The organism is Chryseobacterium sp. D764 (assembly GCF_019317325.1).
Classification (GTDB): domain Bacteria; phylum Bacteroidota; class Bacteroidia; order Flavobacteriales; family Weeksellaceae; genus Chryseobacterium.
Window position 1 is genome coordinate 2,253,707 of sequence record NZ_CP079219.1, and the last position, 24,708, is coordinate 2,278,414.

The window sequence follows — 24,708 nt, forward strand, 5'->3', positions numbered from 1 at the left end:
GCATTCCAAATTGAAATGCTTTTTTATATTTTTAAAGTTCTTTTCTTAATCTTGCGACAGGAATATTGAGCTGTTCACGATATTTCGCAATCGTTCTTCTGGCAATATTATAACCCTGTTCCTTTAGAATTACCACTAATGCATCATCAGTAAGCGGCTTTCTTTTGTTTTCTTTACTGATTACTTCCTGAAGATGGGTTTTGATCTCTTTGGTAGAAACTTCCTCTCCATCATCATTCGTTAAGCTGTCTGAAAACAGGTCTTTAAGATATACAATCCCGTTAGGTGTATCTGCATACTTACTTTTTACCACCCTTGAAATAGTGGAGATATCAAATCCTGTAATATCAGCAACGTCCTTCAGAATCATTGGTTTCAGAGACTTTTCGTCTCCGGTAATGAAATAATCCTTCTGGAACTTTACAATGGCTGTAATCGTCTGTAATAAAGTATTCTGACGCTGATTAATAGCATCTATATACCATTTTGCGGCATCCAGTTTCTGCTTGATAAATAATGCAGCCTGCTTATGTTCCGATGAGTTTTTATCATGGGAATAAGTAGTCAGAATATCTTTATATTCTTCAGAAACTCTTAAAGTAGGTGCATTTTTGCTGTTGAGCATAGGAATCACCAATCCATCTTTTACCTGAATTACAAAATCCGGAATAATTTCCTGATTAATTGTAATTGTTTGTGTATCGAAGTTCCCTCCTACTTTCGGGGATAATTTTGAGATTTCTTCCAGTGCATCTTTCAGATCTTCTTCTTCAATATCATATTTCTGAATGATCTTATTGTAGTGCTTATTCGTCAGGGCTTCAAACTGATGTCTCAAAATATTGGCAGCTAAAGAAACTGCTTTATCTGAGCTTACTTTCTTTTCAATTTGCAGCAATAAACATTCCTGCAGGCCTCTTGCTCCTACTCCAGATGGATCCAGTTTCTGAACATAGTTCTCCAGAATATCCTCAACTTTTTCTTTAGTTGTGTAAATTCCTTGTGAGAAAGCCAGATCATCAACTATAGACTTGATTTCTCTTCTAAGATATCCGTCTGTATCTAAGTTCCCGATAAGGTATTCTGCAATCTTAAGATCTTCATCACTGATATTAATCAGGTGAATCTGTTCTGTAAGATAGTCATATAAGGACTGTCCCTCTGTGAGAAGGCTTTCGTTGTCAAATTCTTCATCATCCGGAGAATAGTTGCTGGATGCAGTTTTATAGCTCGGTTCATCGTCATAGATATATTCATTGACGTCGAAATCTGTTTCAATGCTTTCTGTACCCTCATCCTTATAAGCATCTTCCAGGGAAGAGTATTCATCTTCCTTAGAATCTTCTTTCGCAATTTCCAAAGCCGGGTTTTCTTCTAACTCTCTCTCCAACTCCTCTTCAAATTCAAGAGTATGAAGTTGAATAAGCTTCATCAACTGGATTTGCTGAGGGGCCAGCTTTTGTCCTAATTTGAGTTGTAAGTGTTGTTTAAGCATATTCTTATTTGCGTTTTAACATAACATATTCTACGAATTTAATAAATTTATTTGATAAAAAACGTATTTAGCATGATTTTTGCATGATACATCCCATCTTAATAAACTATTGAAAAATAAAAAAAGCCTTAACTTGTGATTAAGGCTTTTTTTTATTGTTCTAGAATTCAGCACTTTTCGGCGTTCTTGGGAAAGGAATCACATCTCTGATATTCGTCATTCCTGTTACGAAAAGAACTAATCTTTCAAGTCCTAAACCAAAGCCTGCATGCGGCACAGAACCGAATTTTCTGGTATCAAGATACCACCAAAGCTCATGTTCATCTACATGCATATCTGCCATTTTCTGTTTTAAAACATCCAGTCTTGCTTCTCTTTCTGATCCACCGATGATTTCACCAATACCAGGGAAAAGAACATCCATAGCTGCAACGGTTTTATTGTCATCGTTCAGTTTCATATAGAAAGCTTTGATCTCTTTCGGATAATCAAATAATACGACCGGGCTTTCAAAATGTTTTTCAACAAGATATCTTTCATGCTCAGACTGAAGATCTGTTCCCCAACTTTCAACCGGGTAAGCAAATTTTCCTTTTTTATTTTCTTTCGAGTTCAATAGGATTTCGATTGCTTCTGTATAGCTTACACGCTTGAAACGCTTAGCCACTACATTCTGAAGTTTTTCGATAAGACCTTCTTTTGCTCTTTCTTTTTCCGGTTTTGTTTTCTGTTCTTCTGCAAAACGGTTGTCTAAGAACTCAAGATCATCTTTACAGTTATCCAATACATACTGGATTACATATTTTAAGAAATCTTCCGCAAGGTCGATATTGTCTTCAAGGTTGTTGAAAGCAACTTCCGGCTCAATCATCCAGAATTCTGCAAGGTGTCTTGTGGTGTTAGAATTTTCAGCACGGAAAGTAGGTCCGAATGTATAGATTCTTCCTAATCCCATGGCTGCAGTTTCTCCTTCAAGCTGTCCTGAAACGGTAAGGTTTGTTTTTTTACCGAAGAAATCCTGTGCAAAATCAATATCTCCTTCCTCAGTTCTCGGCATATTGTTCAGGTCAAAATTGGTTACTCCAAACATTTCACCTGCTCCTTCTGCATCTGCTCCTGTAATAACCGGTGTGTTGATATAGAAGAACTGGTTTTGATTGAAGAACGAGTGAACCGCAAAGCTTACTGCATGGCGCACTCTGAACACTGCTCCGAAAAGGTTTGTTCTGAATCTTAAGTGTGCCTGCTCACGAAGTTTTTCAAGACTGTGTTTCTTAGGCTGAAGAATTGTACTCTGAAGTTCTTCTGTAAAATTATCTCCTAAAACAATAATCTTTTTAGCGATAATTTCCACAGACTGTCCTGCTCCCTGGCTTTCCACTACCTCACCCACTACTTTCAGGGAAGAAGCAGTACTGATATTCTTGATGATTGCTTCATCAAAATTTTCGAAATCAACAACTATCTGCAAATTATTAATCGTAGAACCATCATTAAGTGCAATAAAGCGATTTGCACGGAATGATCTTACCCATCCGTAAACTGTAATGTCATGATGTAATACTTTCTTGTAATCCTTTAGGACTTCTTTGATCGTTTGCTTTTTCATTTGTTGATGATAAATTTTTTATATAAAAATTAATGTCCGCAAAGTTACAAAAAAACAGCGCAACTTGATGATTGCGCCGTCTTTAAAAATCATTTAACGAGTATTTAAACTTTGAGTTCAGGGAATTCACCTGTTTTCTGCTGCAGACTCTTCTTCATTTTCAGGTTACATTTCCACTCAATATTGTCCTGAACTTCAATAAAATCCGTATTGACACGGAATGAACACACTTACACTATCACTTTTAAAAAGAATAAAATTTTATTTTACTCTGAGTTTTCATGGAATTAGTTTTATTGAAATGGTTATTAGTTTTTAAGTGATAACTCCGTGGTAAATTACCCGGTCATACATCCATTTTTAGACTATACTATACTTTTAAACTTTGTGGCGGATTCACCACTGGATTTTGTTTTTAACTGTTTATGATTTTTAATGATCACTACACTTTTATATTTCCAAACTTTTGAACAATTATCTCATTATTTACATTTTATTTTCTGGTTATTATTTTTGGTTCTTATCCACTTCATTATTAATTTTTATGATACAATTCCTGATTTAATTTTTTAATTAATCAATAGTCTGGAATGATATCTTGTATTGTGCACATACAAAATAAATGGTTGTGTTTTTACCTGAAGCAAAGATGCAGGAAGTGGAATAATGAAACAAGTATATGATCTATAGATTCATAAATTTATATACATAAAATCATGAATTTATAAACACAAAGTAAATGAATACCAATAAATTAAACCTAATTTGAAGACATATTTTCAATCTCTTTCAAATAGATGGAAAGAGGGGTTCCGGTTCGTTTTTTGAAGGCTAAAGTGAAAGCCTGCTCATTATTATACCCTAATTCTTCTGCGATAAATGGAATTTTATAGGACCTGAATTTTCTGTCATTGGCCAATCTGCTGATGGCATAATCAATACGGAGATCGTTGAGGTACGTTGCAAAATTTTTCCCTTTGTAAGTATTGATAATTTCCGACAGATATTTAGAGTTTGTTTTTATCTTTTTGGCGAGACTTCCCAATGTAATTCCTTTGTTTAAAAACTGGTCTTTGTTTTCAAAGATTTCAAGTTCTCTTAAAATGGTTTGGGCAATATCTTCTGAGATTGTTCTAGTAGTTCTGTCTTCTGAATTTACTGTATTTTCTATCGGAAGAGGCTCAGACAGGGTTTCTTTTTTGAATTCAGAATCTTTGTTCTTTCCTACTCTGTTTTCATTAACAGACTGGATCAGATCCTGGGCAATCTTTTTATAATTTTTTTCTGATTTTTTGTATTTGAAATAAAAGTTGATAAATAATAAATGTGATATAAGCAAAAGACTTAAAACAATATAAAAGAGACTCTTTCTTTTTGTAAGCTCATTGGTAATATTTTCTTTCTCCTGCTGTAGTTCCGGAGTATCATATCTTCTCGGAAGCTCTCTGGAAATATATCTGAATTGAGTATCCAGAACCTGATCAACTTTTAAAAAGCGATCCACATAATACAGTTGTTTTTCTTTATCACCGTTTTCTTTATAATAATCAATCAGGTAAGTATATACATCTCTCAGCTCCGGATAGATATAATTTGTTTTAAGAACCATAGAATCAATCTTCCGGAAAAAGTCTACAGCTTTTTCTTTTTCCTGAAGCCCGGCATAGGATTTCCCTAAATATAAAAGAGTATAATGCTGGTTTCTTTTACTGCCACTACTATTTGTAAAAAAATATTTTTCACATTCCAATAAACCATCAATAGCTTTCTGATAATTTTTTGAATGCAGATGATAATATCCCAGCAGTCCAAGATTCTGATAATAACGGTAAACATCATTATTTTTTTTGGAATCCTGTAAGCCATTCTGTATCAATACATACGCAGAATCCATTTTATTAATTTCTATGTAAGCATCAGCCAGATTCAGTTTGAGAGAGTTTTTCTCAACCTCATTCATATAATCAGCATCATAGGCATAATGTCTTAATACTTTAGCTGTTTCCGCGTGTTTTCCAATATAATTATTCAGATAGGCAATACTGATGTGTGCCATGGCAATCTGCCTCTTATTTCCTTTTTCTTTTGCATACTTCAGCCCTAAGATATAATTATTCAATGCAGACTGAAGATTATCATTTCTAAAATAAAGATTTCCTCTTAAAAGATAAGTTCTGGCCGGATAGGTATTTTCTTTAGAATTTTGGGTGATATGCTGTAAGCTGTCAAGATATTTTAAAGCATTGGGTAAGTCTTCGTCAAAATGAAGCATAACATATCCCTCAGCAATATGACTGATATTTTTTTCAGATTTTGCCTTTTTAAGATATGAGTCTGCAATACTTTTACTGTTTTCTTCTCCCGCACGGCTGCCATAGAATTCTTTTTCCAATTCTTCATAAGTACGGTGTTCGGGGATATTTTTTTCTATATCATGGGTTTGTGAATGACAGAACACATTCCCGATAATCAAAAACAGTAGTAAAAGTTTTATTTTCATCATTCATCCTAGCTATATTACAAAAATATTATTTTTCTTCAGTAGATACACCAATCCTTTTATTTTTTTCCGTGAATGGGGAATAATTTTATTAAAACCAATGCTGATAAACTTACAAAAGAGAGTAAAGTCTTCATACTGTACTCTCTTCATCAATTATTTCCATTCTACTCTACCTTCCAGATAATACACTCTCCCATTGTTTTCATACAAAAGATCATAGCCCTGAGATGTCAGATAAAAATGACAGACTTTCATCTCTCCGTTTCTGTCTTTAAACTGAATAATAACAGGACACATTTTCGCATGGTCCATTTTCTTTACGATCAGATCAAAATTTTCTGGACATTCTTTTTACCGTACAAAGACAGCATCCGGTCATCAATAAAACGGACATATTTTAAAGAGGAAAGAGGATAAGTAATCAACGTGAAGGGTTGTCCCGCAAGTTTGGCTGCATTTTCATTAAAAAAATTCGTGATCGAAAGACTGTCCTGTGTAATTTTTTTCACTACACTTGATTCATATCTTTTCCCGTCATTAAATTCCATACTGTATATAGCTTCCATTTTAATCGCAAATCCCTTCCCTGATTTTCTTAAATCTGTAAGGTCTGTAAATTCTTTTCCTTTTTTGATCACTAATAAAACATTCCCTTCTCCAAAATCGCAGTCATAATATTTTTTATAATCAAAAGAATCTTCACTATTGGCCTTTAATGTATCGGCTGCAACATTTTGTGAAAAAATAAGCGCTGGCAACATCAATAAAAATAAGATCAGTTTATAATTTTTCATGGTTTAATTATTTATGGGTAACAAACTTTTTCATAACGTCTTATTTGTTTTCTGTTTCTTGAAATTCCAGTTGATCAGAGGAAGTTTTCTTTTGCCGTTTTCATTCCATCCGCCAATCTGTATCCCTCTGAAATCACTGCATTTATTGTATAAACCAATCTGTATTCCCCTGCATTTCTGACCAACATTAGCCAATGGCGCTACAGAAATTCCTTTCATTTCATGATGAAGATTAAAAAATGGAGAAACAGACATTCCGTTAGTCACCGCATGTGTATTAATATTACTAGAAACATTAATCTCCAGACCATTGGTGACGGTAGGTTCCATATTGATCAGAGACAATTGAAGTCCATTGATTTTATTCATCTTTTCACGGGGAACTACTACATAATCATCATCAAGGCTCCAGCTTCCTGGTGACTGTAAAGTGAAAAGCATCAGCGGAGGAAGGAAAATACCTACAACATTGAACCCAAGGCCTAATCCATTTACTTTTTTAGGCTTAAAATGATCTTCCTGATCATAGTATTTAAATAAAATTCCGTTGACGTTTCTTACATTCTTTGAAGGAGAAGCTGCTATCAATCTCGGTTTCAAAGAATCTGCTTTTAAACTGTCTGATGCATAAGCCAGACTATTGAATAAAAGAACTGCTGTAAATAAAATTCGTGTTTTCATAACTCATTATTTTAAAATTACATTTCAAAATTATCAGCAGAAAGCACAGTTCCGAATGTGAAAAAAAATTAAAAAAAATATTACATTTGTGAAAATCACAAAACTATGCACCAGGAAGCTCTATTGAAGGAAATCCGAAGAAAAATCGGGGAAAGATCTTTAAATGATGAGATTGCCAACATTCTCAATATCAGTTATGATGCGGCCCACAGAAGAACTTCTTTGAAAGCCAAGTTCAGCTTTGAAGAAGCGCTGGAGCTTGCCAAATACTATCAAATCTCACTGGATCAGTTCCTGGGAACAGAAAATCAATTGGTTGTCAAAAGAACACAACCGGTAAGAACCACCGAAGACCTTTTAAACTATTTTGAAAACTCATTGAAAATTTTAAACGTTTTTCAGGATATCACCAATTCTAAAGTATTTTATTCCGCAAAAGACATCCCGTTTTTTTACACCATTTCAGGTTCAATGCTATCCCGTTTTAAGTTTTATGTCTGGATGAATTTACTGAACCAGGACAAATTTCTAAGTCCTTTTCATGAGTTTAATATGGAATATCATTCAGTAAAAAATGACATGCTGAAAGATCTTTATGATAAACAAAACGTAACCGAAATCTGGAATGACACCACCATTATGAGCGCTTTGAGACAAATCTCGTTCTACTATGAAATGGGGCTAGTGAAGAAAAATGATGTAGATCTTATTCTGGATGACTTAAGAAAACTACTGGAAGGTCTAGAAATTAAAACACTGGAAAAAACTAATTTCCAGATATATGTGAATGATTTAGTAATTTTAAACAACAGTATTTTATTCAAAAATGAGCAGCAATGTTCCTTTTTCGTTCCTTTCAGCATGTTTGGATATATGATGACCAATGATAAAATCACCTGTGAAGATTCTCTGAGTTATTTTGAGCATCAGATCAAAAACTCCAGATCACTGAACGAATCCGGAAACCGGGAAAGGAAAATGTTCTTTAATAAAATGTATGAACAGATTGACCGATTAAAACAGAACTTATCATGAATACTCTTCGTAAAGGCGAATATTTTGGAGAAACCAATCAAATGGTCAATTTAGAAGGATTGACTATCACTGATACGGAGTATACACATCCTTTCGTAGACTGGCATTATCATGAAAATGCCTACTTCACCTTTTTGCTTCAGGGCAATATGACAGAAGGAAACAGAAAAGAAACTTATGGCTGTTCTGCTGGAACATTATTGTACCATCATTGGGAAGATCCGCATTACAATATTAAACCGGATATTTTTACAAGAGGATTTCACATCGAACTCTCACAAAGTTGGTTTGATCATTTTGACATTCAGAAAAATAAAGTGGAAGGCAGTTTCAATATAAAAGATCCCAATCTGAAACTATTGGTTTATCAGATGTTCAAAGAAACGAAAACCAATGATTTATCTTTTGAAATAGCCGTCAATCAGTTACTATTGCATCTTTTCAGTCAATTGACCCATCAGAAGAAGATAGTTGATAGAAAGCCAGTCTGGGTACGTCAGATCAATGAAATTTTACATGAAAGCTTTACAGAAAGTCTCAATCTTACGGAGCTTTCTAAAACCCTGAACATCCATCCTATTCATCTCAGCAGGGATTTCCATAAATATTTCCACTGTAATCTGGGCGAATACCTCAGAAAATTAAAACTTAATAAATCACTTGAACTGCTGACTTTGCCCCATTCTTTAACGGATATTGCCATGGAATGCGGCTTTTCAGATCAGAGTCATTTTATCAGATGTTTTAAAGAGAATATCGGAATCACTCCCTTGAAATACAGGAATCTTTTGAAAATTCATTAGAATCTATCTGAATTTAAATGATATAAAAACCACCATTCACGATTTGGATACATCATTCCCCGATTTGGATACATTTTCCCTTCTGTAACTTTTCATCTTTGTACCATAATTTAAACAAAAAAATATTTAAAAATGGAAACAAAAAAAGTATGGTTCGTGACAGGAGCTTCAAAAGGCTTAGGATTCGAGTTGGTAAAAAAATTATTATCCGAAGGATTTCAGGTTGCTGCAACAAGCCGTACCGTTGAATCCCTGATCTCCACCATCGGAGAAACTTCTGAAAACTTCCTTCCGCTTAGCGTAAACATCACAGACAACAACGATATAAAATCTGCTATTGCCAAAACGGTTGAACATTTCGGACGAATTGATGTAGTTGTCAACAATGCTGGTTATGGACAAATCGGAACCTTGGAGGAGCTTTCGGATGAAGAAGCAAGAGAAAATTATGCTGTGAATGTTTTCGGAACCTTAAATGTGATCAGAAATGCGATGCCTTATCTCCGTGAGCAAAGATCCGGAAACATCTTCAATATTTCTTCTGTTGGAGGGTATTCTGCTAATTTTCCGGGTTGGGGAATTTACTGTTCAACAAAATTTGCTGTTGCCGGATTTACTGAAGCTTTGGCTGAAGAAGTAAAAGATTTCGGAATTCATGCTACCGTTGTGTATCCTGGATATTTCCGCACAGATTTTTTAACTAAAGATTCTGTGAAAACACCTTCTAATCCTATTCAGGCTTATGAAGCGGCAAGAAATTCTGAACAGGCCCATCTTAATGACATCAACGGAAATCAGCCTAATGATCCGGAAAAAGCAGCTGATGTACTGATCCAGATCAGTAAAGAGAAAAATCCGCCTGTACATTTATTATTGGGTGTCGGAACGATAGAATTTCTGAATAACAAAATTGATATTTTAAAGAAAGACGCTGAAAAATGGGAAAGTCTGACTGTTTCCACTGCGATTTAATTTGATACTATCCTTCGACTCCGCTCAGGATGACATTCCTAATACTTACTATTTTAATTTAATCGGATGAATTAAATATAAAACTTTAGAAATCATCCTGACCGGAGTCGAAGACATTTGAATCAATACGTTATATTTTTTTCAAAAAACAACTAACTTCGCTATTATGAAACAGCCTGTTCGTTTTAATTCCATTTCAGATTTTCATGCCTTCTGCAGTCTTCCCAATCCTGAGCATCCGCTGATCAGTGTGATAGATTACAGTAAAGTCCGCTATGTTGTGGATAATGACGAATTGAAATGGATTCAGAATTTTTATTCGATTGGTTTGAAGAAAAATGTTACTCCAAAATTCAATTACGGGCAGCAGCAATATGATTTTGATTCGGGCGTATTATGTTTTGTTTCTCCACAACAGTTTTTAAGTCTGGAAATAAGACAGGATATTGAAGTAGAGCCTACCGGATTTCTATTGCTGATTCATCCCGATTTTCTGTGGAACACTTCATTAACCAAGAAAATAAAGTCTTATGATTTTTTCAGTTATCAGGTAAAAGAAGCTCTTTTCCTTTCTGATAAAGAAGAGAAAATCCTTGTTGATATTTTTAAAAATATTGAACGGGAATATCAGTCCAATACAGATAGATTTACGCAGGAACTGATCATTGCCCAAATTGAATTATTACTGGTTTACTCTGACCGTTTTTATGAACGTCAATTTTTCACCAGAAAAAAATCAAGCCACGAATTATTATACAAGTTTGAAGATATTCTTTCCCAATATTTCGAAAGTGGAAATCTTCTTGAAACCGGAATTCCATCGGTAAAAACCATTGCCGAACAAATGAATATTTCGCCCAATTATCTGGGAACACTTCTACGACTTCACACGCAGCAAAACACCCAGCAGCACATTCAGAATAAGCTGATTGATTCTGCCAAAGAACGTTTGAGTACCACAAGTTTATCAGTAAGTGAAATTGCTTATGAACTGGGATTTGAACACCCACAGTCTTTCAGTAAACTCTTTAAACAAAAGACGAATCAGTCTCCGGGAGAATTTAGAAAGCTTTTCAATTAGAATACACGGCAAATAATAAAATAGCAATGTTAATTTCATTCTATTTTACCATTAAGAAGTTTGCTACTTTTGTTGAAATACTTCCTGCAATGAAACCAGTTCTACTATTGATCTTTATTTTCACATTTTATATTTATCAGGGACAAAATAAAAATATAATTGATCCTGAAAAAATTGAAAATCCAATTCAAAAAAAATATACCGGAAAAATTGTTTTCCTTAACAAAGCCGTTGCCCTTGAAAACTTAAAAGATTCGGACTTTCTCACTTCTTCTGTGTTTCAGGAAAACGGAGATCTTGGAATTCATGCTTTTTTTGACAATTCTCTTGTCAACTACCTTCATCAGCTTGAACCCAATTGGACTGTTGATGAACTATTGAAAAACGGAAATTATCAATTCTCATTTTATGCAGACGGAAAACTGATCTATAAAGAAAATCTCAATACGGGTGCAGGTACTGCAGAAAATAAAAAAGCCAAAACCACATTGAGAATTCCTCTTCTCAGCAGTAAAAACGAAGATTCGTGGGGAAGATATCTATGGATGCGCTTCTATATGGCCCACAATGGAATTGATGCTCTCACGGAAGGAAATCATATTTTAAAGATTGAAATGCGTCCGTATCTCAATACTTCTACAATCAAGATAGGACCTGTTATAGCAGAAGGTCAGATTAATCTCAGTATTCCTTCCCAAAATATTTCTGAAAAGCAGATCGCTGTTCAGTCCATCCAACCCAGCAGTGAATGGAAGGTTTCTCAGGCAAAGATCAATACGGAAACTATCAGAAATCTGAATAAGAAAATTGCAGAAAACAGGTTTAAAAATATAACCGGAATTGTCGTTGTAAAAGACGGAAAATTGCTTCTTGAAGAATATTTCAACGGATCCGGAAGAGATTCTCTGCAGGATACCCGTTCTGTAGGAAAATCGTTTTCTTCAGCATTAATGGGAATTGCAATCAAGGAGGGATATTTAAAAAGCGAAAATCAAAACCTGAAAGAATTTTATGACCTGAGACAATTTAAAAATCATTCTTCCCAAAAAGAGAATGTTACTATAAAAAGTTTATTGACAATGAGTTCCGGATTTGAAGGAAACGATGAAAATTCTGAATCTGCCGGAAATGAAGAAAACATGTATCCTACCGAAAATTGGGTGAATTTCACATTGAATCTGCCCATGACAGAGAATGTAACAGGAAAAAACTGGAGTTACTTCACAGCTGGCGTTGTGATAACCGGAGATATTTTGGATAAAACAGTTCCGCAGGGCTTAAAAAACTATGCGGATAAAAAGTTATTTCAACCGCTTGGAATCACCAATTATAAGTGGCAGTTTACTCCACAGCAAAAACCTTCTCTGGCAGGAGGACTGCGTATGAAAGCACTTGATTTCGCAAAATTCGGGCAGCTGTACAGCAACAATGGAGTTTGGGAGGGTAAAACTATTTTGAGTAAAGACTGGGTTAAGAAATCTTTTACCAATTATTTTTCCGATCATCAGGATTTTGAAGGCTATGGGTATTTATTCTGGAGAAAAGTTTATACTGTGGGAGACAGCAGTTATGAAGCTTTCCAATCCAGCGGAAATGGTGGAAACAAAATCATCATCTTCACCAGGATACCAGTTGTAATGGTGATTACCGCACAAGCTTACAATAAGCCCTATGCTCACTCACAAGTGGAAAAAATGGTACAGGAATATCTTTTACCCGCCTTGATGATGGATAGTAAAAATGAGTAATGAAAATGAGTAATGAGTAATATAAAGGGAGGAAGAAAAGCTTATTCGTCTTTCTTAGATGGAACCAGAAAAACATCAATAAGACCTTCAGGAAGTTCCATTTTTATGATTCTTTCTTCTCTGTCAACTTCAAGAATCCAGTCTTTGATCATAGGAATAACCACTTCTTTTCCATCCAGATTGGTAATGAAATACACCTGAGCCGTCTGATCGTTTACAGATCTGATCACTCCACAGTTATTATCATTTTGATCAAAAATTTCATACCCGATGATCTCGTGGTAATAGAATTGTTTTCCCGAAAGTTTAGGCAGTGAAGCAAGCGGAAGGTAAACATTTTTACCCAAAACCTGGTCAATCATAGCCTCAGAAGAATTTTTGAATGCAAGATTCAGAGCATCAGATTTGCTCCATGATGATCTTTCAATAAAAAATGGAACCAATAATCCGTTGATTTCAACGAATATTGATTCCAATTTATTGTAAAGCTCGGGTTGATCGGTATCCAATTTAAGGATTACGTTACCCGCAAGTCCATGTCTGCGTGTGATTTTACCTAAAAAATAGCAATCTTCTTTACGCATAACAGGATTTGGTCTTAAGCTTCAGTGTTTTCTTCAGTTTCAGCAGCAGGAGCTTCTCCTTCTGTAGCTTCAGCAACAACTTCTTCAGCAGGTGCGTTTGCAGCCTCTTCAGCAGCTTTAGCATCAGCATCAGCTTGTGCAGCAGCAGCAACTCTAGCTTCGTTTACTTTTACTTCAGCATCTAAAGCAGCTTTCTTAGCATCAGCTTTAGCAGTTGCTAAACCTTCTACTTTACCTTGTACTTTAGAATCTTTAGCCTCTACCCAAGCATTGAATCTTTTTTCAGCTTCAGCTTCGTCAAAAGCACCTTTAGCTACACCACCTTGTAAGTGTTTTTTGTAAAGAGCACCTTTGTAAGATAGGATAGCTCTAGCAGTATCAGTAGGCTGAGCACCGTTGTTTAACCACTGTACAGCAGAATCAACGTTCAATTCGATAGTTGCCGGGTTAGTAATTGGGTTGTAAGTTCCTAGTTTTTCGATGAATCTACCATCTCTTCTAGCTCTAGAATCTGCAACCACGATGTGGAAAAAAGGTTTTCCTTTTTTACCGTGTCTTTGTAATCTGATTTTTACTGACATAATGTTTGAATTTTACGGGAACTCGTCCCAGTTAAATATTTAAGAGTGCAAAGATAGTAAAAAAGTTTGAAGTAAAAAGCTCCAGGTAAAAAGTTTTATAAATTCAAATTATTTTTTCCAAAAGCGGAAACCTGCTCTCACTACTCGCTTTTTTCTTTTACAAAGAAAAAGAGCTTAGACAGGCCGCTCGATCAGGGCTATTTTAAGACAAACCTCCCATATAGAAAAGTCCCAGACACTTCTGGTTTTCTTCAATAGTAAGAGCATCCTTCAACTCTTCTACAATTTTGGGAGAACTCCAATAGCATCCGATATTATTCGCGGTGCAGGTAAGATACATGTTCTGAACCGCCATTGAAACAGCAGCTATTTCTTCCCATTCCGGAACCATTCCGCTGAAATTGACAACAATGGAAACTACGGCATCAGATTTATTGATTTTAAAACCAATATCCTGGTATTTCTTCTCCAAAAAAGTCTGTTCAGATTGTGTAGCTTTATAGATAGCCTGCATTTCTGAAGCCAGTTTTGCTTTTTCTTCCCCTTTGAAGATCTTGAAACGCCAAGGCTTTGTTCTTTTATGATTCGGAGCCAGTGTTGCTGAATGTAAAATTTCATCAATGACTTCCTGAGATATTTCGGTATCAGTATAATCTTTTGGGAAAATACTTCTTCTTTGCTCTATGATTTCTTTTAAAATGGATGCTTTATTCATGTAACAAAATTACAAAAAAGATAGAAGCAGGAAGCGGGATGAAGGAAGTTTAATGTTTGGCCGGGTGATAGATGCTGGAAGCTTATCAAAATTACTTTTTACTTTTACAAAACCTCTATAATCTTCTGATGGATTTTATTTAAAGTAAACTCATCGCCTGATTTCATGCCCATCATTTTTTTGGCCATGGGGCTTTCAGGAGAGATGGCATAAAACCGGTCTCCTTCAAAAAAAAACTCTCCTAAAGACACTGATATATAAAACCGGGCCTTGTTGGTGATCACCAGTGAGCCAAGCTGTACTCTTTCCGTAGAGGTATTCAGGACTTTTGCCATATTTCTTTTAAGATCATTCAAAGCCCCCAGCTGTCGCTGCATCTGATAAATCTCCTCCTGCATCTCTTCTCTCATGCTGTCATATTTTGGAGTTTTTTTGATGTCACGGCTGGCCTCCAGGGTAAATTCGATAAAGTTTTTAAGCTTTTCAATTTTCTCTGCGATAGTAGTTTTTACAAAGTCTCTGATATGATTTTTTTCAAATACAATCTTCTCCATACAATCGATTCTTTATATAAAGATAATATTTTTGAATAATATTTCTTTGACTTAACATAAAAAAACGATTGCAAAATTTCTTTGTATAATTTAGCAGATAATAACCACGGGCCAAAAGAATACGGACCTAATCCTAAGGGTGAAGGAAACTATAACTCGATCAACGAGATTGGTAAGAAAGAATTGTAATAAAAAAGCCTTGTAAAATTTACAAGGCTTTCGTTTTATTTTTCAGCAAGTTTCTTCAGATCACCAAGACCTTGGCCAAACATTTTATCCATGTTACTGTCCATCATAGGCTTCATGATCTTCATCATGGTGTTCAGTTCATTATCAATCATCCAGGTTACTTTTGTTCCGCTTCCTTCAGGAGTCAGTACAATATTACTTTTAGCCATACCTTCAAAAGGTTTTATGAAATGAAGCTGGGTACCTAGCTTTTCATTAGGTGTAATTTCAGTAATGGATTGCTCACCTTCGCTGTCATCCCCTGTCCAGTGATAGGAGTCGCCTATCTGGTCTCCTGCCCCTGAGTAGGTAACAGAGAAATTTTTTATTTCTTTAGAAAAAGGATCCCATGTATTGTATGCTTTTAAAGAGTTTGTATGCTGCCATACTTTATCTTTTGGCGCATTGATGACAATAGATTTTTCATAATGGTAATCTTTACTGAAAGCCAGCATAGCAATTACAGCATAGATAATAATCAGCACGATGATGGCACCGATGATTTTTAAGAGTGTTTTCATAGTCTATATATTTAAGGTTATTTATTTTAAATCTGTTCTCAAAATTAAATATTCCCACATCACTCCCACTTTCCATATGACAAGATTATTTAAAGATAAGTATTTTTGTCATAACTTGTGAGTAAGGCATTATTTTTGAGCATTTCAGCTGTGATTCCTGATGAATCATTACATTTACCTTATATAAAGATCAAAAAATGAATATTTTAACAGAAAAATTTACTACCCCATACCATTCGGCACCATTCAGTGACATTAAAAATGAAGATTATCTTCCGGCATTTAAAGAACTGATACAAAAATCCGAAGCAGAAATTGATACTATTGTCAACAATCCTGAAGCACCTACTTTCGAAAATGTAATCGAAGCACTGGCCTATTCCGGAGAGCAGTTGGATGTGGTTTCAAATATTTTTTTCAACTTAAATTCTGCAGAAACCAGCGATGAAATTCAGCAAATCGCTCAGGAGGTTTCTCCGATCTTAACGGAATATTCTTCAAAAATATCTCAAAACGAAGCCCTTTTCAACAAAATCAAAAAAGTATATGATGAAAAGGACAAATATAATCTTAATGAAGAGCAGGAAATGCTTTTAAATGAGACCTACAAAGGTTTTGTAAGAAGCGGAGCTTTATTGAATGAGGAAGACAAAGAAACATTAAAGAAAATCAGCATGGATCTTTCTTTAAAATCTTTACAGTTCGGACAGAATGTTTTGGCTTCTACGAATGCTTATTTCAAACATATCACCAACAAAGAAGATCTTGCGGGAATTCCTGAGGCTATCATTAATCAATATGCAGAGGAAGCTAAGGAAAGAAACCTGGAAGGCTGGGTAGTAACGTTACAATATCCAAGCTATATTCCATTCATGACGTATGCTGAAAACCGCGAACTGAGAAAGGAACTGGCATTAGCAAACGGTAAAAAGTCTTTTGACGGCGGAGAGTTTGACAATCAGAATCTGATCAAAGAGCTTCTTACTCTAAAACAGCAGAAAGCTGAACTTATTGGATATAAAAACTATGCAGATTTTGTTCTTGAAGAAAGAATGGCGAAGTCTCCGGTAAAAGTTCTGGATTTTCTGAATGAGCTTTTAGCCAAGGCAAAACCATATGCTGATAAGGAAATTGAAGAATTAAAAGCTTTAGCAAAAGCTGATGGAATTGAAGAAATGCAAGGCTATGATCACGCATTCTATGCTGAAAAACTTCGTAAAGAGAAATTTGATCTGAATGATGAGGAATTAAAACCTTACTTCCCGCTCAATCAGGTACAGGAAGCTGTATTCGGACTGGCTGGAAAACTTTTTGGATTGACTTTTGAGGAAAGAAATGATATTCCGAAATACCACGAAGATGTAAAAGTATATGAAGTAAAAGAAACCTTCGGCTCCGCTCAGGCTGACAGCTACAAGGCATTATTATACGTTGATTATTTCCCAAGAAAAGGGAAAAGAGCCGGTGCATGGATGACCAGCTACAAAAATCAGTATAAACAAAACGGTGAAAATTCCCGTCCACATATTTCAATTGTTTGTAACTTCAGCAAACCAACAAAAGATACGCCGAGCTTATTGACATTCCAGGAAGTGACTACTTTGTTCCATGAATTCGGGCATGCTCTTCACGGAATGATGGCAGATACCCAATATCCTACGTTGTCAGGAACTTCTGTAAAATGGGATTTTGTGGAACTTCCATCTCAGTTTCTGGAAAACTTCTGTTATGAACCAGAGTTCTTAAAAACATTCGCCAAACATTATAAAACCGGGGAAGTACTTCCTGACGAGAAAATTGAAAAGATAGAACAGTCTAAAAACTTCATGGAAGGTTATCAAACCTTAAGACAGCTAGGTTTCGGACTTCTGGATATGAACTACCATACAAAAGTTGAAGAATTAAAAAATGAAAGTGTAAAGGAGTTTGAAGATAAGTATACCAAAGCAACAACTCTTTATCCTTCCAATTCCGAAACGGCAATGAGCCCAAGTTTCTCCCATATTTTCCAGGGCGGATATTCTGCCGGGTATTATTCATATAAATGGGCTGAAGTTCTGGATGCGGATGCTTTCCAGTATTTCAAAGAAAACGGAATCTTCAATCCTGAGATTGCTGCCAAATATAAAGTACTGCTTTCTTCAGGGGGAACAAAAGATCCAATGGAATTGTATAAAAGCTTCAGAGGCAGTGAGCCGAAAGTAGAGAGTTTATTGAAAAGAGCATTTGGATAGGATATACATTCAGATTGTGACAGAAAAAATAAATATAAAAAGGACAGCAATTGCTGTTCTTTTTTGTTTCATCGTTACGTGTATTGTGCTTTATGAAATTTTGTAAATTAGTCGCTCAATATACTCAAACCAAATTCCTGATTTCACATGACCATTGAAGAACAAATCAAAGACTATATCAACAGCCAGCCTGAGAAGAAACGAAATGATATGCAGGAACTTCATCACATCATTCTAGAGCTTATGCCGGCATGCCAGCTGTGGTTTCTGGATGGTAAAAACAGTGAAAATAAAACAGTTTCCAATCCCAATATCGGCTATGGATTCTATACCATACAGTATACCGACGGAAACACCAGAGATTTCTATCAGATTGGAATGAGTGCCAACACCACGGGAATTTCTATTTATGTTCTCAACATTGATGATAAAACCTATCTGTCTGCCACCTATGGAGATAAAATAGGTAAAGCCAGTGTAACCGGATATTGCATTAAATTCAAAGCGTTGAAAGATATCAACGTTGAAATCCTGAAAGCGGCCATCCTGGATGGGATTAAAGCATAAGTAGATCCTTTACATAAAATATCTTATAAATTTGTCTTTATGACACCAATCCAACAGCTTTATAAAACCTTAGATGAACGCAAACGTCCTGAAGATGTTGCGGAAATGATTGTTGATATAATAAAAAGCGATCTTAAAATTCATGAACATGCTATTTTAAGTAAAGCAGCCAACCATTCCCTGAAAAACAGTTTCTATGGGTACACCTCAATGCTTGAAACTTTTGGAGTTGCCATCGGTGCAGGAAAACAAATCAAAAAAGCGGTTGAAATTTTTAAAATCAGTGAAAAAGAAAACTCGGGATATAATAATGTGGATGAAATTGAAGCTTTTCTGAAAGAAGTTTCTTCCCTTATTCATAAAGATGTTGGACAAAATGATTTCAGAAAAGACCGTCTTAATAAAGATTTGAGAAAGCTCGCCGGAATGGATATTTCCAAACGGAATTATAATAAAAAATGGAGGCTTCTGAAAAGGATTGAAATCAGGCTTCAGAAATTTATTCACGAATCAAAAAAGATTGAATTTCAGAAAATTTCCAAACACGGACTTTCCCATACGATCAGTTTTGAAGATTTCTCTGCTGATCTGAATACAGCCTGCTTTATCGCTTATTTTAATGCACGCAGCAATCTGAGAAGCACCTTTACCAATCAAAGCCAGGACAGACCTTTTGATGAGATATGCGACATGCTTTTCAACCGATGCAAACAAAATTCGGAAGGAACAAATTGGTCAGCTATTTCCTATATCTACTCTTCCCGGGAAGTTTTACAGCATCTGACAGACGAACAGAAAGGAAATTTATTAGGAAAATGGACCGTTATTCTCGAAGAAATTTCAGGATTTCTGGAGATGCTTTGGTACGAAAATGATATTTACAGGAAAACCATGGCTGTCAAAAAAGGAAATGATTCCACCACCTGGAATAATACAGCCGGAGCCTGGAATAAAGCCAGAGATAATTGGATGAACCTGATTTATGCTTTAGGGCTGGATTCTATTCTTGAAGATCTTTGTTTTGGAAAAGTAATGCGCCTGATGGCAGCCGATGTGATCGCATGGCATTTATCTACTGGCGGCAAGATCGATCCCAATACAGAAGTCTGGAATAATGTACCTTTGCCATGGGAGGTTTTTCAGGAAAGAGTTTTCTGCAATAAGGAAATTATTGTCAATGCCTGTAAGGAGGCTGGCATAGATCCTGAAAAATCAGGATGGATTGCTCCGAGAATTCATGGAGTAAGCCCATTCAGACCTACCCCTGAACTGGTGCATGGGGTGATGGTTTCAAATCCGTTTCTTGCGAAAGTCTTAAGACAGAATAAATATTTTTCAGGAAAAATATGAGAAAAATAAAAGGATAGGTTAGCTCAGTGGCAGAGCACCTGGCTCTTCACCCGGGTTGACGCAGGTTCGAGCCCTGCACCTATCCTGATATCTGATATAGCTCAGTGGCAGAGCACCCGGCTCTTGGACCGGGAGGACACAGGTTCGAGCCCTGTTATCAGACCGAATTAATACAATAATGAACAGGAATACGAAACTTTCTGTTCTAAGAAGCTAAATTTGTACAGCATAAGCAAACATCCATTCTGTAATTTTAAATAATGAGTACTATACCCCAAAGATTAGAAAACGTAAAAAAACTTCAGGCTAAAAGATGGGAAAATGAAGACCATTGGGATACTTTAAATGACCTGCTGATCAAAGAACTGGATGAAATTTTACTGATTGAACCTGAAAACACACCGGCTTTAATTGATATTGGTGCTGTGTATTCCGATATGGGAGAAAATGAAAAAGCGCTGGAGTATTTAAAGACGGCTTTAGAATTAGGTTCTAAAGACAAAAACCTATTTGTAAACCTGGCTATTGTACTCGTTTATATGGAAAAGCATCAGGAAGAATATTTGGAATATCTTGAAGAAGCTGAAGATAAAATTGAAGATCCGCTTACTTTTAAAGCGTATTTTGATCCTCAATCCCGTTAAAAGTATGTTCAATTAAAATTTAAAACTATGTTACTAGCCATATTACTTCCTTTCTTATCCTTCATTATCCGTGGAAAAGTTCTCACCGGAATTATCTGTCTGATTTTACAGATTACGCTGATCGGATGGCTTCCTGCCGCCATTTGGGCTGTTCTTTCTTTAAACAATGAAAGAGCAGATAAACGCAATGACAAACTGATTAAAGCGTTTCGCAAAAATCAAAAGTAACTTTTCAATTCCCAATACAGACAATACATTGAGATTCTGATATAATTGTCGTAAATTTACATAGGCCCTATTCTCACCGGAGAAATTACTGGAACTAAAATTCCTTTGACTGAAATATTTTCAAAGTCTGAAACGTATTAGTTTAACATCAAAAAGAACAGCAATATTCCATGTCAAGGTTTTGAACCTTGACATGGATAATAAAAAAGTCAAAATGATTTTAATTAAAGAACCTCATTTTTTGAAGCTATGAAAGAAAATAAATACGACAATCCATCATTTTTTGACCAGTACGAAAAAATGCTCCGCTCACAGATAGGATTGGAAGGAGCCGGAGAATGGCACACCTTAAAAAAGATGCTGCCTGATTTTCAGGGAAAGAATATTCTTGACCTTGGCTGCGGTTTTGGATGGCACTGCCGGTATGCAATGGAAAATGGTGCAGAATCTGTGATCGGAATTGATCTTTCGGAAAGAATGCTGGCCAAAGCTCAGGAAATCAATAATCTGGAAGGAATTCAATATGAAAGAAAAGCTCTGGAAGATGTTGATTATCCTGCTGAAAAATTTGATATCATATTGAGTTCACTCACATTACATTATGTAGAATCATTTGATACTATTGCTCAGCATATTTACAATTGGTTGAGTCCCGGGGGATCTTTTGTCTTTTCAGTGGAGCATCCTGTTTTCACTGCTGAAGGCGGCCAGGACTGGGTGTATGATAAAAACGGCGAAAAAACCTGTTGGCCTGTAGACCGTTATTTTTTAGAAGGAAAAAGAAACACTACTTTTTTAGGAGAAAATGTGATCAAATACCATCGTACTTTAACTTCTTATTTAAATACACTATTAAAACACGGCTTCAAAATCAAAGAAGTTATTGAACCGGAACCAGGTCAGGAGATGTTGAAAGAAATCCCGGAGATGAAAGAAGAACTCCGCAGACCGATGATGTTGTTAATCTCTGTTGAAAAATAGCTTTTAAACTGGCAGACGGATAATTTTCCCTGCATGGAATCACCTGATTTTCGAAAGATTCGTAAGTGATTAAAATGTATAGACAAAGACGGCAAAAAAACAAAATCTCGCCTGAATAATCAACTTTTTTATAATCTTAAGTCTGAAGATCGTTAACTGTTTTTAGATGAAATCAATTTTAAAAATGAAAAAACAAATTACTATATTGTATAACATAGTAATAATAAATAATTATATCTTTGCATAACAAAGTATAAAAATATGATTATTAAAAAACTAATTTCCTTTTTGATATTGCTTCTGTTTGTCAGCAATGCAGCTGATGCCCAAATCCATACAAAAGGATATGAAAAGAAAATTGACAGTATTATCCAGACAGAATTTGGGAATGAAAATGAGCCTGGCGGTGTTTTCCTGATTACTCAAAACGGAAAGAATCTCTACCGGAAAGCATTTGGAAAAGCCAACCTTGAACTCAACGTCAATATGACTCCGGAGAATGTTTTCCAGATCGGATCTATGACTAAACAGTTTACCGCTGTGGCTATCCTGATGCTGGAACAACAAGGCAAACTTACGATCAATGATCCTGTTTCCAAATACCTTAAAGATTATCCTAATGGAGACAAAATTACCATTCATCATCTTCTGACCCACACATCAGGAATTAAAGATTTCACCAAAATGAAATCCATTTCTTCTATTGCCCAAAAAGAGATGAAACCTGAAGAAATGGTCAATTTTTTCAAGAATGAAACTGTAGATTTTGCTCCCGGAGAAAAGTTTGATTACAACAATTCCGGATACGTAGTTTTAGGCCATATTATTGAATTGGTTTCCGGAACTTCTTATGAAGATTTCATTAAGAAAAATATTTTCGATAAAGCAGGAATGTCTCATTCTTACTATGCTTCGGACAGAAAAGTGATCCCTCAAAGAGCTTATGGCTATCACAAAAAAGAACAGGGATTTGTAAATAAAACGGTCATCAGTTTCAGTGTTCCTTTTTCTTCCGGCTCATTGATGTCTACTGTAGATGATATGCTGAAATGGCAGCAGGCTTTACTTAAGAATACGCTGCTGAATCCGGCAGAAACCCAAAAAGCGTTTCAGAAATATAAACTGAACAATGGTGAAGAATTTACCTACGGATATGGATGGCATCTGAAAGATATCAATGGAACTCCTGACCGGGAACATGGTGGAAGTGTATTTGGATTTAAAAGCATGGGTATTTATATTCCCGGTGAAGATATTTATGTGATAGGATTCAGCAACTGCGACTGCCACTCCCCGACTGAGGTTACCAGAAATATTGCGAATGCAACATTGAGCGAAATAAAAACCTCATCAAAAAAGCCATAAAAGGAGTCCTGGTTATTTTTTACACCTCATTTCAGGGAGAACATGATTGGGAACTCTAAAAACAGAGACAATCACAAAAATCAGACAGAGAATATTGATCAGTACGGCAATTGTGAATGCATTGTGATAATTTTGTACTGCGGGTTTTGTTCCCAGAAAATAATAGAAAATACTTCCTACAGCAACAATTCCAATGATGGCAGCAATCTGCTGGAAGGTGTTATAAACCCCAGATGCATTTCCAATCAGTTTTTCAGGCATTCCTGACAAGGCAATATTGGCCAGCGAAGGAATGATTGACCCTACTCCCAGCCCATGTAAAAATAACAGCAGCCATAAAACAGGAAAACCGATCTGTATTCTGAATAAAAACAGCTGAAGAATAAGAATAACAATAATAAAACTGAGCCCTGCAATCAGGGCTTTTTTTCCATATCTCAAAATCAATTTTACAGAAACAGCGGATGCGAGTATAAATCCAAGCCCTTGAAAAACAATAATTTCTCCGGCTTCTAACGGACTGATCTTTAATCCATCCTGAAAAAAAAGCGACAGAATATAAAAATAGGAATCCAACATAATGAAAAAGAAGGAAACTGCCACAATACCCAGATTGAAATTTTTATAACGGAACAATTCAAAATCAATCAGATAAGAGCGTTCGTTTTGTATTCTCTTCTTTTGATTTTTTATAAAACCAAAAATAATTCCGGCTGAAATAACCATCAACAAAGCGTTTTTAAAATGAAATCCTTCATGCTCAGACATTGTCAGGGCATAAGCAGCACAGAACAATCCTACAGAAAGTATTGCAACTCCACCCATATTGAGAAATTGCTTTACTGAAATTTTAGATTCATTCAATAATTTCAGACTCATGAAAACCGCCGGAAGACATATAGGAATATTCATCAGAAAAATAAGTCTCCAGGGTTCTTCCATGATTGTAAGAGATGAAAAGTATCCCCCGAGAAACTGACCTAGAATGGTTCCTATTCCAATAGTAATCCCGTACCATCCCATCGCTTTTGTACGTTCATGGTGAACAGGAAATAAAATCTGAATCATCGAAAGGACCTGAGGAGCCATCATTGCTGCACTTATCCCTTGTACAAATCTCGAAATGACCAGTTGTTCTGCTCCTATAGAAATTCCGCAAGCAATAGAACTCACCATAAAAGCTATTAATCCAATGATATAGATCTTTTTTCTTCCGTATAGGTCACCCAATCGACCTCCTGTAATCAGAAAAGAAGCAAATCCGATAAGGTAAGCCGCAATCATAAACTGCATTTCTCCGTTGGAAGCATGAAGGTCACGCTGTACTGAAGGTATAGACACATTAATAATAAAAATATCCATGATCGTCAACAACAGACCAAAGAGTATCACCAATAATTTCAAATATTTATGTTTCATTTTTATATAGATATAT

Annotated in this window: 23 protein-coding genes, 2 tRNA genes and 1 pseudogene; 14 read left to right on the plus strand and 12 right to left on the minus strand. The window is 35.6% G+C overall.

From position 1 onward, the window contains the following. Window positions 1-31: 31 nt before the first annotated feature. From rpoN to KYG33_RS10155, 6 genes are all read right to left on the minus strand, one after another. Window positions 32-1,495, minus strand: coding sequence for an RNA polymerase factor sigma-54 (gene rpoN / locus KYG33_RS10130; protein WP_077419195.1), 1,464 nt, complete (start codon window positions 1,493-1,495; stop codon window positions 32-34). Between the two features lie 160 nt (window positions 1,496-1,655). Continuing rightward, window positions 1,656-3,104 (minus strand): asparagine--tRNA ligase, encoded by a 1,449-nt coding sequence (gene asnS, locus KYG33_RS10135; RefSeq protein ID WP_047386768.1) that lies wholly within the window; start codon window positions 3,102-3,104, stop codon window positions 1,656-1,658. 760 nt (window positions 3,105-3,864) lie between these two features. Continuing rightward, window positions 3,865-5,607, minus strand: a complete 1,743-nt coding sequence (locus KYG33_RS10140; protein WP_219073173.1) for an AraC family transcriptional regulator — start codon at window positions 5,605-5,607, stop codon at window positions 3,865-3,867. 153 nt (window positions 5,608-5,760) lie between these two features. Further along, window positions 5,761-5,919 carry a hypothetical protein gene (locus KYG33_RS10145; protein WP_219073174.1) on the minus strand — a complete coding sequence of 53 codons (159 nt, stop codon included), beginning with the start codon at window positions 5,917-5,919 and terminating at the stop codon, window positions 5,761-5,763. Window positions 5,920-5,930: 11 nt separating this feature from the next. Further along, on the minus strand, window positions 5,931-6,401 hold the full coding sequence (locus tag KYG33_RS10150) for a hypothetical protein (protein WP_219073175.1): 471 nt from the start codon (window positions 6,399-6,401) through the stop codon (window positions 5,931-5,933). Between the two features lie 30 nt (window positions 6,402-6,431). Continuing rightward, window positions 6,432-7,082, minus strand: a complete 651-nt coding sequence (locus tag KYG33_RS10155) for an LA_2272 family surface repeat-containing protein (protein ID WP_219073176.1) — start codon at window positions 7,080-7,082, stop codon at window positions 6,432-6,434. A gap of 105 nt (window positions 7,083-7,187) precedes the next feature. Between KYG33_RS10155 and KYG33_RS10160 the strand changes: the two genes are divergently transcribed. The 5 genes and pseudogenes from KYG33_RS10160 to KYG33_RS10180 all read left to right on the plus strand — a co-directional run bounded on the left by KYG33_RS10160 (window position 7,188) and on the right by KYG33_RS10180 (window position 12,721). Then, window positions 7,188-8,117, plus strand: a complete 930-nt coding sequence (locus KYG33_RS10160; protein ID WP_219073177.1) for a helix-turn-helix domain-containing protein — start codon at window positions 7,188-7,190, stop codon at window positions 8,115-8,117. Further along, complete coding sequence (locus tag KYG33_RS10165; RefSeq protein ID WP_219073178.1) at window positions 8,114-8,920, plus strand: helix-turn-helix transcriptional regulator; 807 nt, start codon at window positions 8,114-8,116, stop codon at window positions 8,918-8,920. Before KYG33_RS10160 ends, KYG33_RS10165 begins: the two co-directional genes overlap by 4 nt. A gap of 132 nt (window positions 8,921-9,052) precedes the next feature. Beyond that, window positions 9,053-9,565: pseudogene (locus tag KYG33_RS22615) on the plus strand (SDR family oxidoreductase); the annotation flags it as partial. A gap of 493 nt (window positions 9,566-10,058) precedes the next feature. Then, entirely contained in the window at window positions 10,059-10,973 is a 915-nt protein-coding gene (locus tag KYG33_RS10175) for a helix-turn-helix domain-containing protein (protein ID WP_077419188.1), read from the plus strand. Between the two features lie 26 nt (window positions 10,974-10,999). After that, window positions 11,000-12,721 (plus strand): serine hydrolase domain-containing protein, encoded by a 1,722-nt coding sequence (locus KYG33_RS10180; protein ID WP_257468981.1) that lies wholly within the window; start codon window positions 11,000-11,002, stop codon window positions 12,719-12,721. Between the two features lie 41 nt (window positions 12,722-12,762). Here the strand turns inward: KYG33_RS10180 and rimM are convergent, their stop codons facing one another. The 5 genes from rimM to KYG33_RS10205 all read right to left on the minus strand — a co-directional run bounded on the left by rimM (window position 12,763) and on the right by KYG33_RS10205 (window position 15,904). After that, window positions 12,763-13,305, minus strand: a complete 543-nt coding sequence (gene rimM / locus KYG33_RS10185; protein ID WP_047386745.1) for a ribosome maturation factor RimM — start codon at window positions 13,303-13,305, stop codon at window positions 12,763-12,765. 14 nt (window positions 13,306-13,319) lie between these two features. Continuing rightward, window positions 13,320-13,886: a 30S ribosomal protein S16 gene (locus KYG33_RS10190; RefSeq protein WP_077419187.1), complete on the minus strand. Its 567-nt coding sequence runs from the start codon at window positions 13,884-13,886 to the stop codon at window positions 13,320-13,322. A 202-nt stretch (window positions 13,887-14,088) separates the two neighbouring features. After that, a complete protein-coding gene (locus KYG33_RS10195; protein ID WP_219073179.1) occupies window positions 14,089-14,601 on the minus strand; it encodes a nitroreductase in 513 nt (170 codons plus the stop codon). 104 nt (window positions 14,602-14,705) lie between these two features. Continuing rightward, entirely contained in the window at window positions 14,706-15,155 is a 450-nt protein-coding gene (locus KYG33_RS10200; protein WP_077419185.1) for a hypothetical protein, read from the minus strand. A 224-nt stretch (window positions 15,156-15,379) separates the two neighbouring features. Further along, window positions 15,380-15,904, minus strand: a complete 525-nt coding sequence (locus KYG33_RS10205) for an SRPBCC family protein (RefSeq protein WP_077419183.1) — start codon at window positions 15,902-15,904, stop codon at window positions 15,380-15,382. Window positions 15,905-16,101: 197 nt separating this feature from the next. Here KYG33_RS10205 and KYG33_RS10210 point away from each other — a divergent pair, with 197 nt between their 5' ends. From KYG33_RS10210 to KYG33_RS10250, 9 genes are all read left to right on the plus strand, one after another. Then, a complete protein-coding gene (locus tag KYG33_RS10210) occupies window positions 16,102-18,138 on the plus strand; it encodes a M3 family metallopeptidase (protein ID WP_077419182.1) in 2,037 nt (678 codons plus the stop codon). Window positions 18,139-18,285: 147 nt separating this feature from the next. Next, window positions 18,286-18,705, plus strand: a complete 420-nt coding sequence (locus tag KYG33_RS10215) for a DUF1801 domain-containing protein (protein WP_077419181.1) — start codon at window positions 18,286-18,288, stop codon at window positions 18,703-18,705. Between the two features lie 39 nt (window positions 18,706-18,744). Beyond that, the gene (locus tag KYG33_RS10220; protein ID WP_077419180.1) at window positions 18,745-20,055 is read left to right on the plus strand and encodes a hypothetical protein; all 1,311 of its coding nucleotides are present in this window, start codon (window positions 18,745-18,747) and stop codon (window positions 20,053-20,055) included. 11 nt (window positions 20,056-20,066) lie between these two features. Continuing rightward, window positions 20,067-20,141 (plus strand) — tRNA-Lys (locus KYG33_RS10225). Between the two features lie 4 nt (window positions 20,142-20,145). Beyond that, a tRNA-Lys gene (locus KYG33_RS10230) sits at window positions 20,146-20,218 on the plus strand. A gap of 97 nt (window positions 20,219-20,315) precedes the next feature. Beyond that, the gene (locus KYG33_RS10235; RefSeq protein WP_180564467.1) at window positions 20,316-20,699 is read left to right on the plus strand and encodes a tetratricopeptide repeat protein; all 384 of its coding nucleotides are present in this window, start codon (window positions 20,316-20,318) and stop codon (window positions 20,697-20,699) included. A 27-nt stretch (window positions 20,700-20,726) separates the two neighbouring features. Further along, entirely contained in the window at window positions 20,727-20,927 is a 201-nt protein-coding gene (locus KYG33_RS10240) for a YqaE/Pmp3 family membrane protein (protein WP_077419178.1), read from the plus strand. Between the two features lie 249 nt (window positions 20,928-21,176). Beyond that, window positions 21,177-21,908, plus strand: a complete 732-nt coding sequence (locus tag KYG33_RS10245; protein WP_077419177.1) for a class I SAM-dependent methyltransferase — start codon at window positions 21,177-21,179, stop codon at window positions 21,906-21,908. Window positions 21,909-22,169: 261 nt separating this feature from the next. Next, window positions 22,170-23,273 (plus strand): serine hydrolase domain-containing protein, encoded by a 1,104-nt coding sequence (locus tag KYG33_RS10250; protein ID WP_219073180.1) that lies wholly within the window; start codon window positions 22,170-22,172, stop codon window positions 23,271-23,273. A 12-nt stretch (window positions 23,274-23,285) separates the two neighbouring features. Here KYG33_RS10250 and KYG33_RS10255 read toward each other — a convergent pair whose 3' ends face one another. After that, on the minus strand, window positions 23,286-24,692 hold the full coding sequence (locus tag KYG33_RS10255; RefSeq protein WP_219073181.1) for an MFS transporter: 1,407 nt from the start codon (window positions 24,690-24,692) through the stop codon (window positions 23,286-23,288). Window positions 24,693-24,708 lie beyond the last annotated feature (16 nt).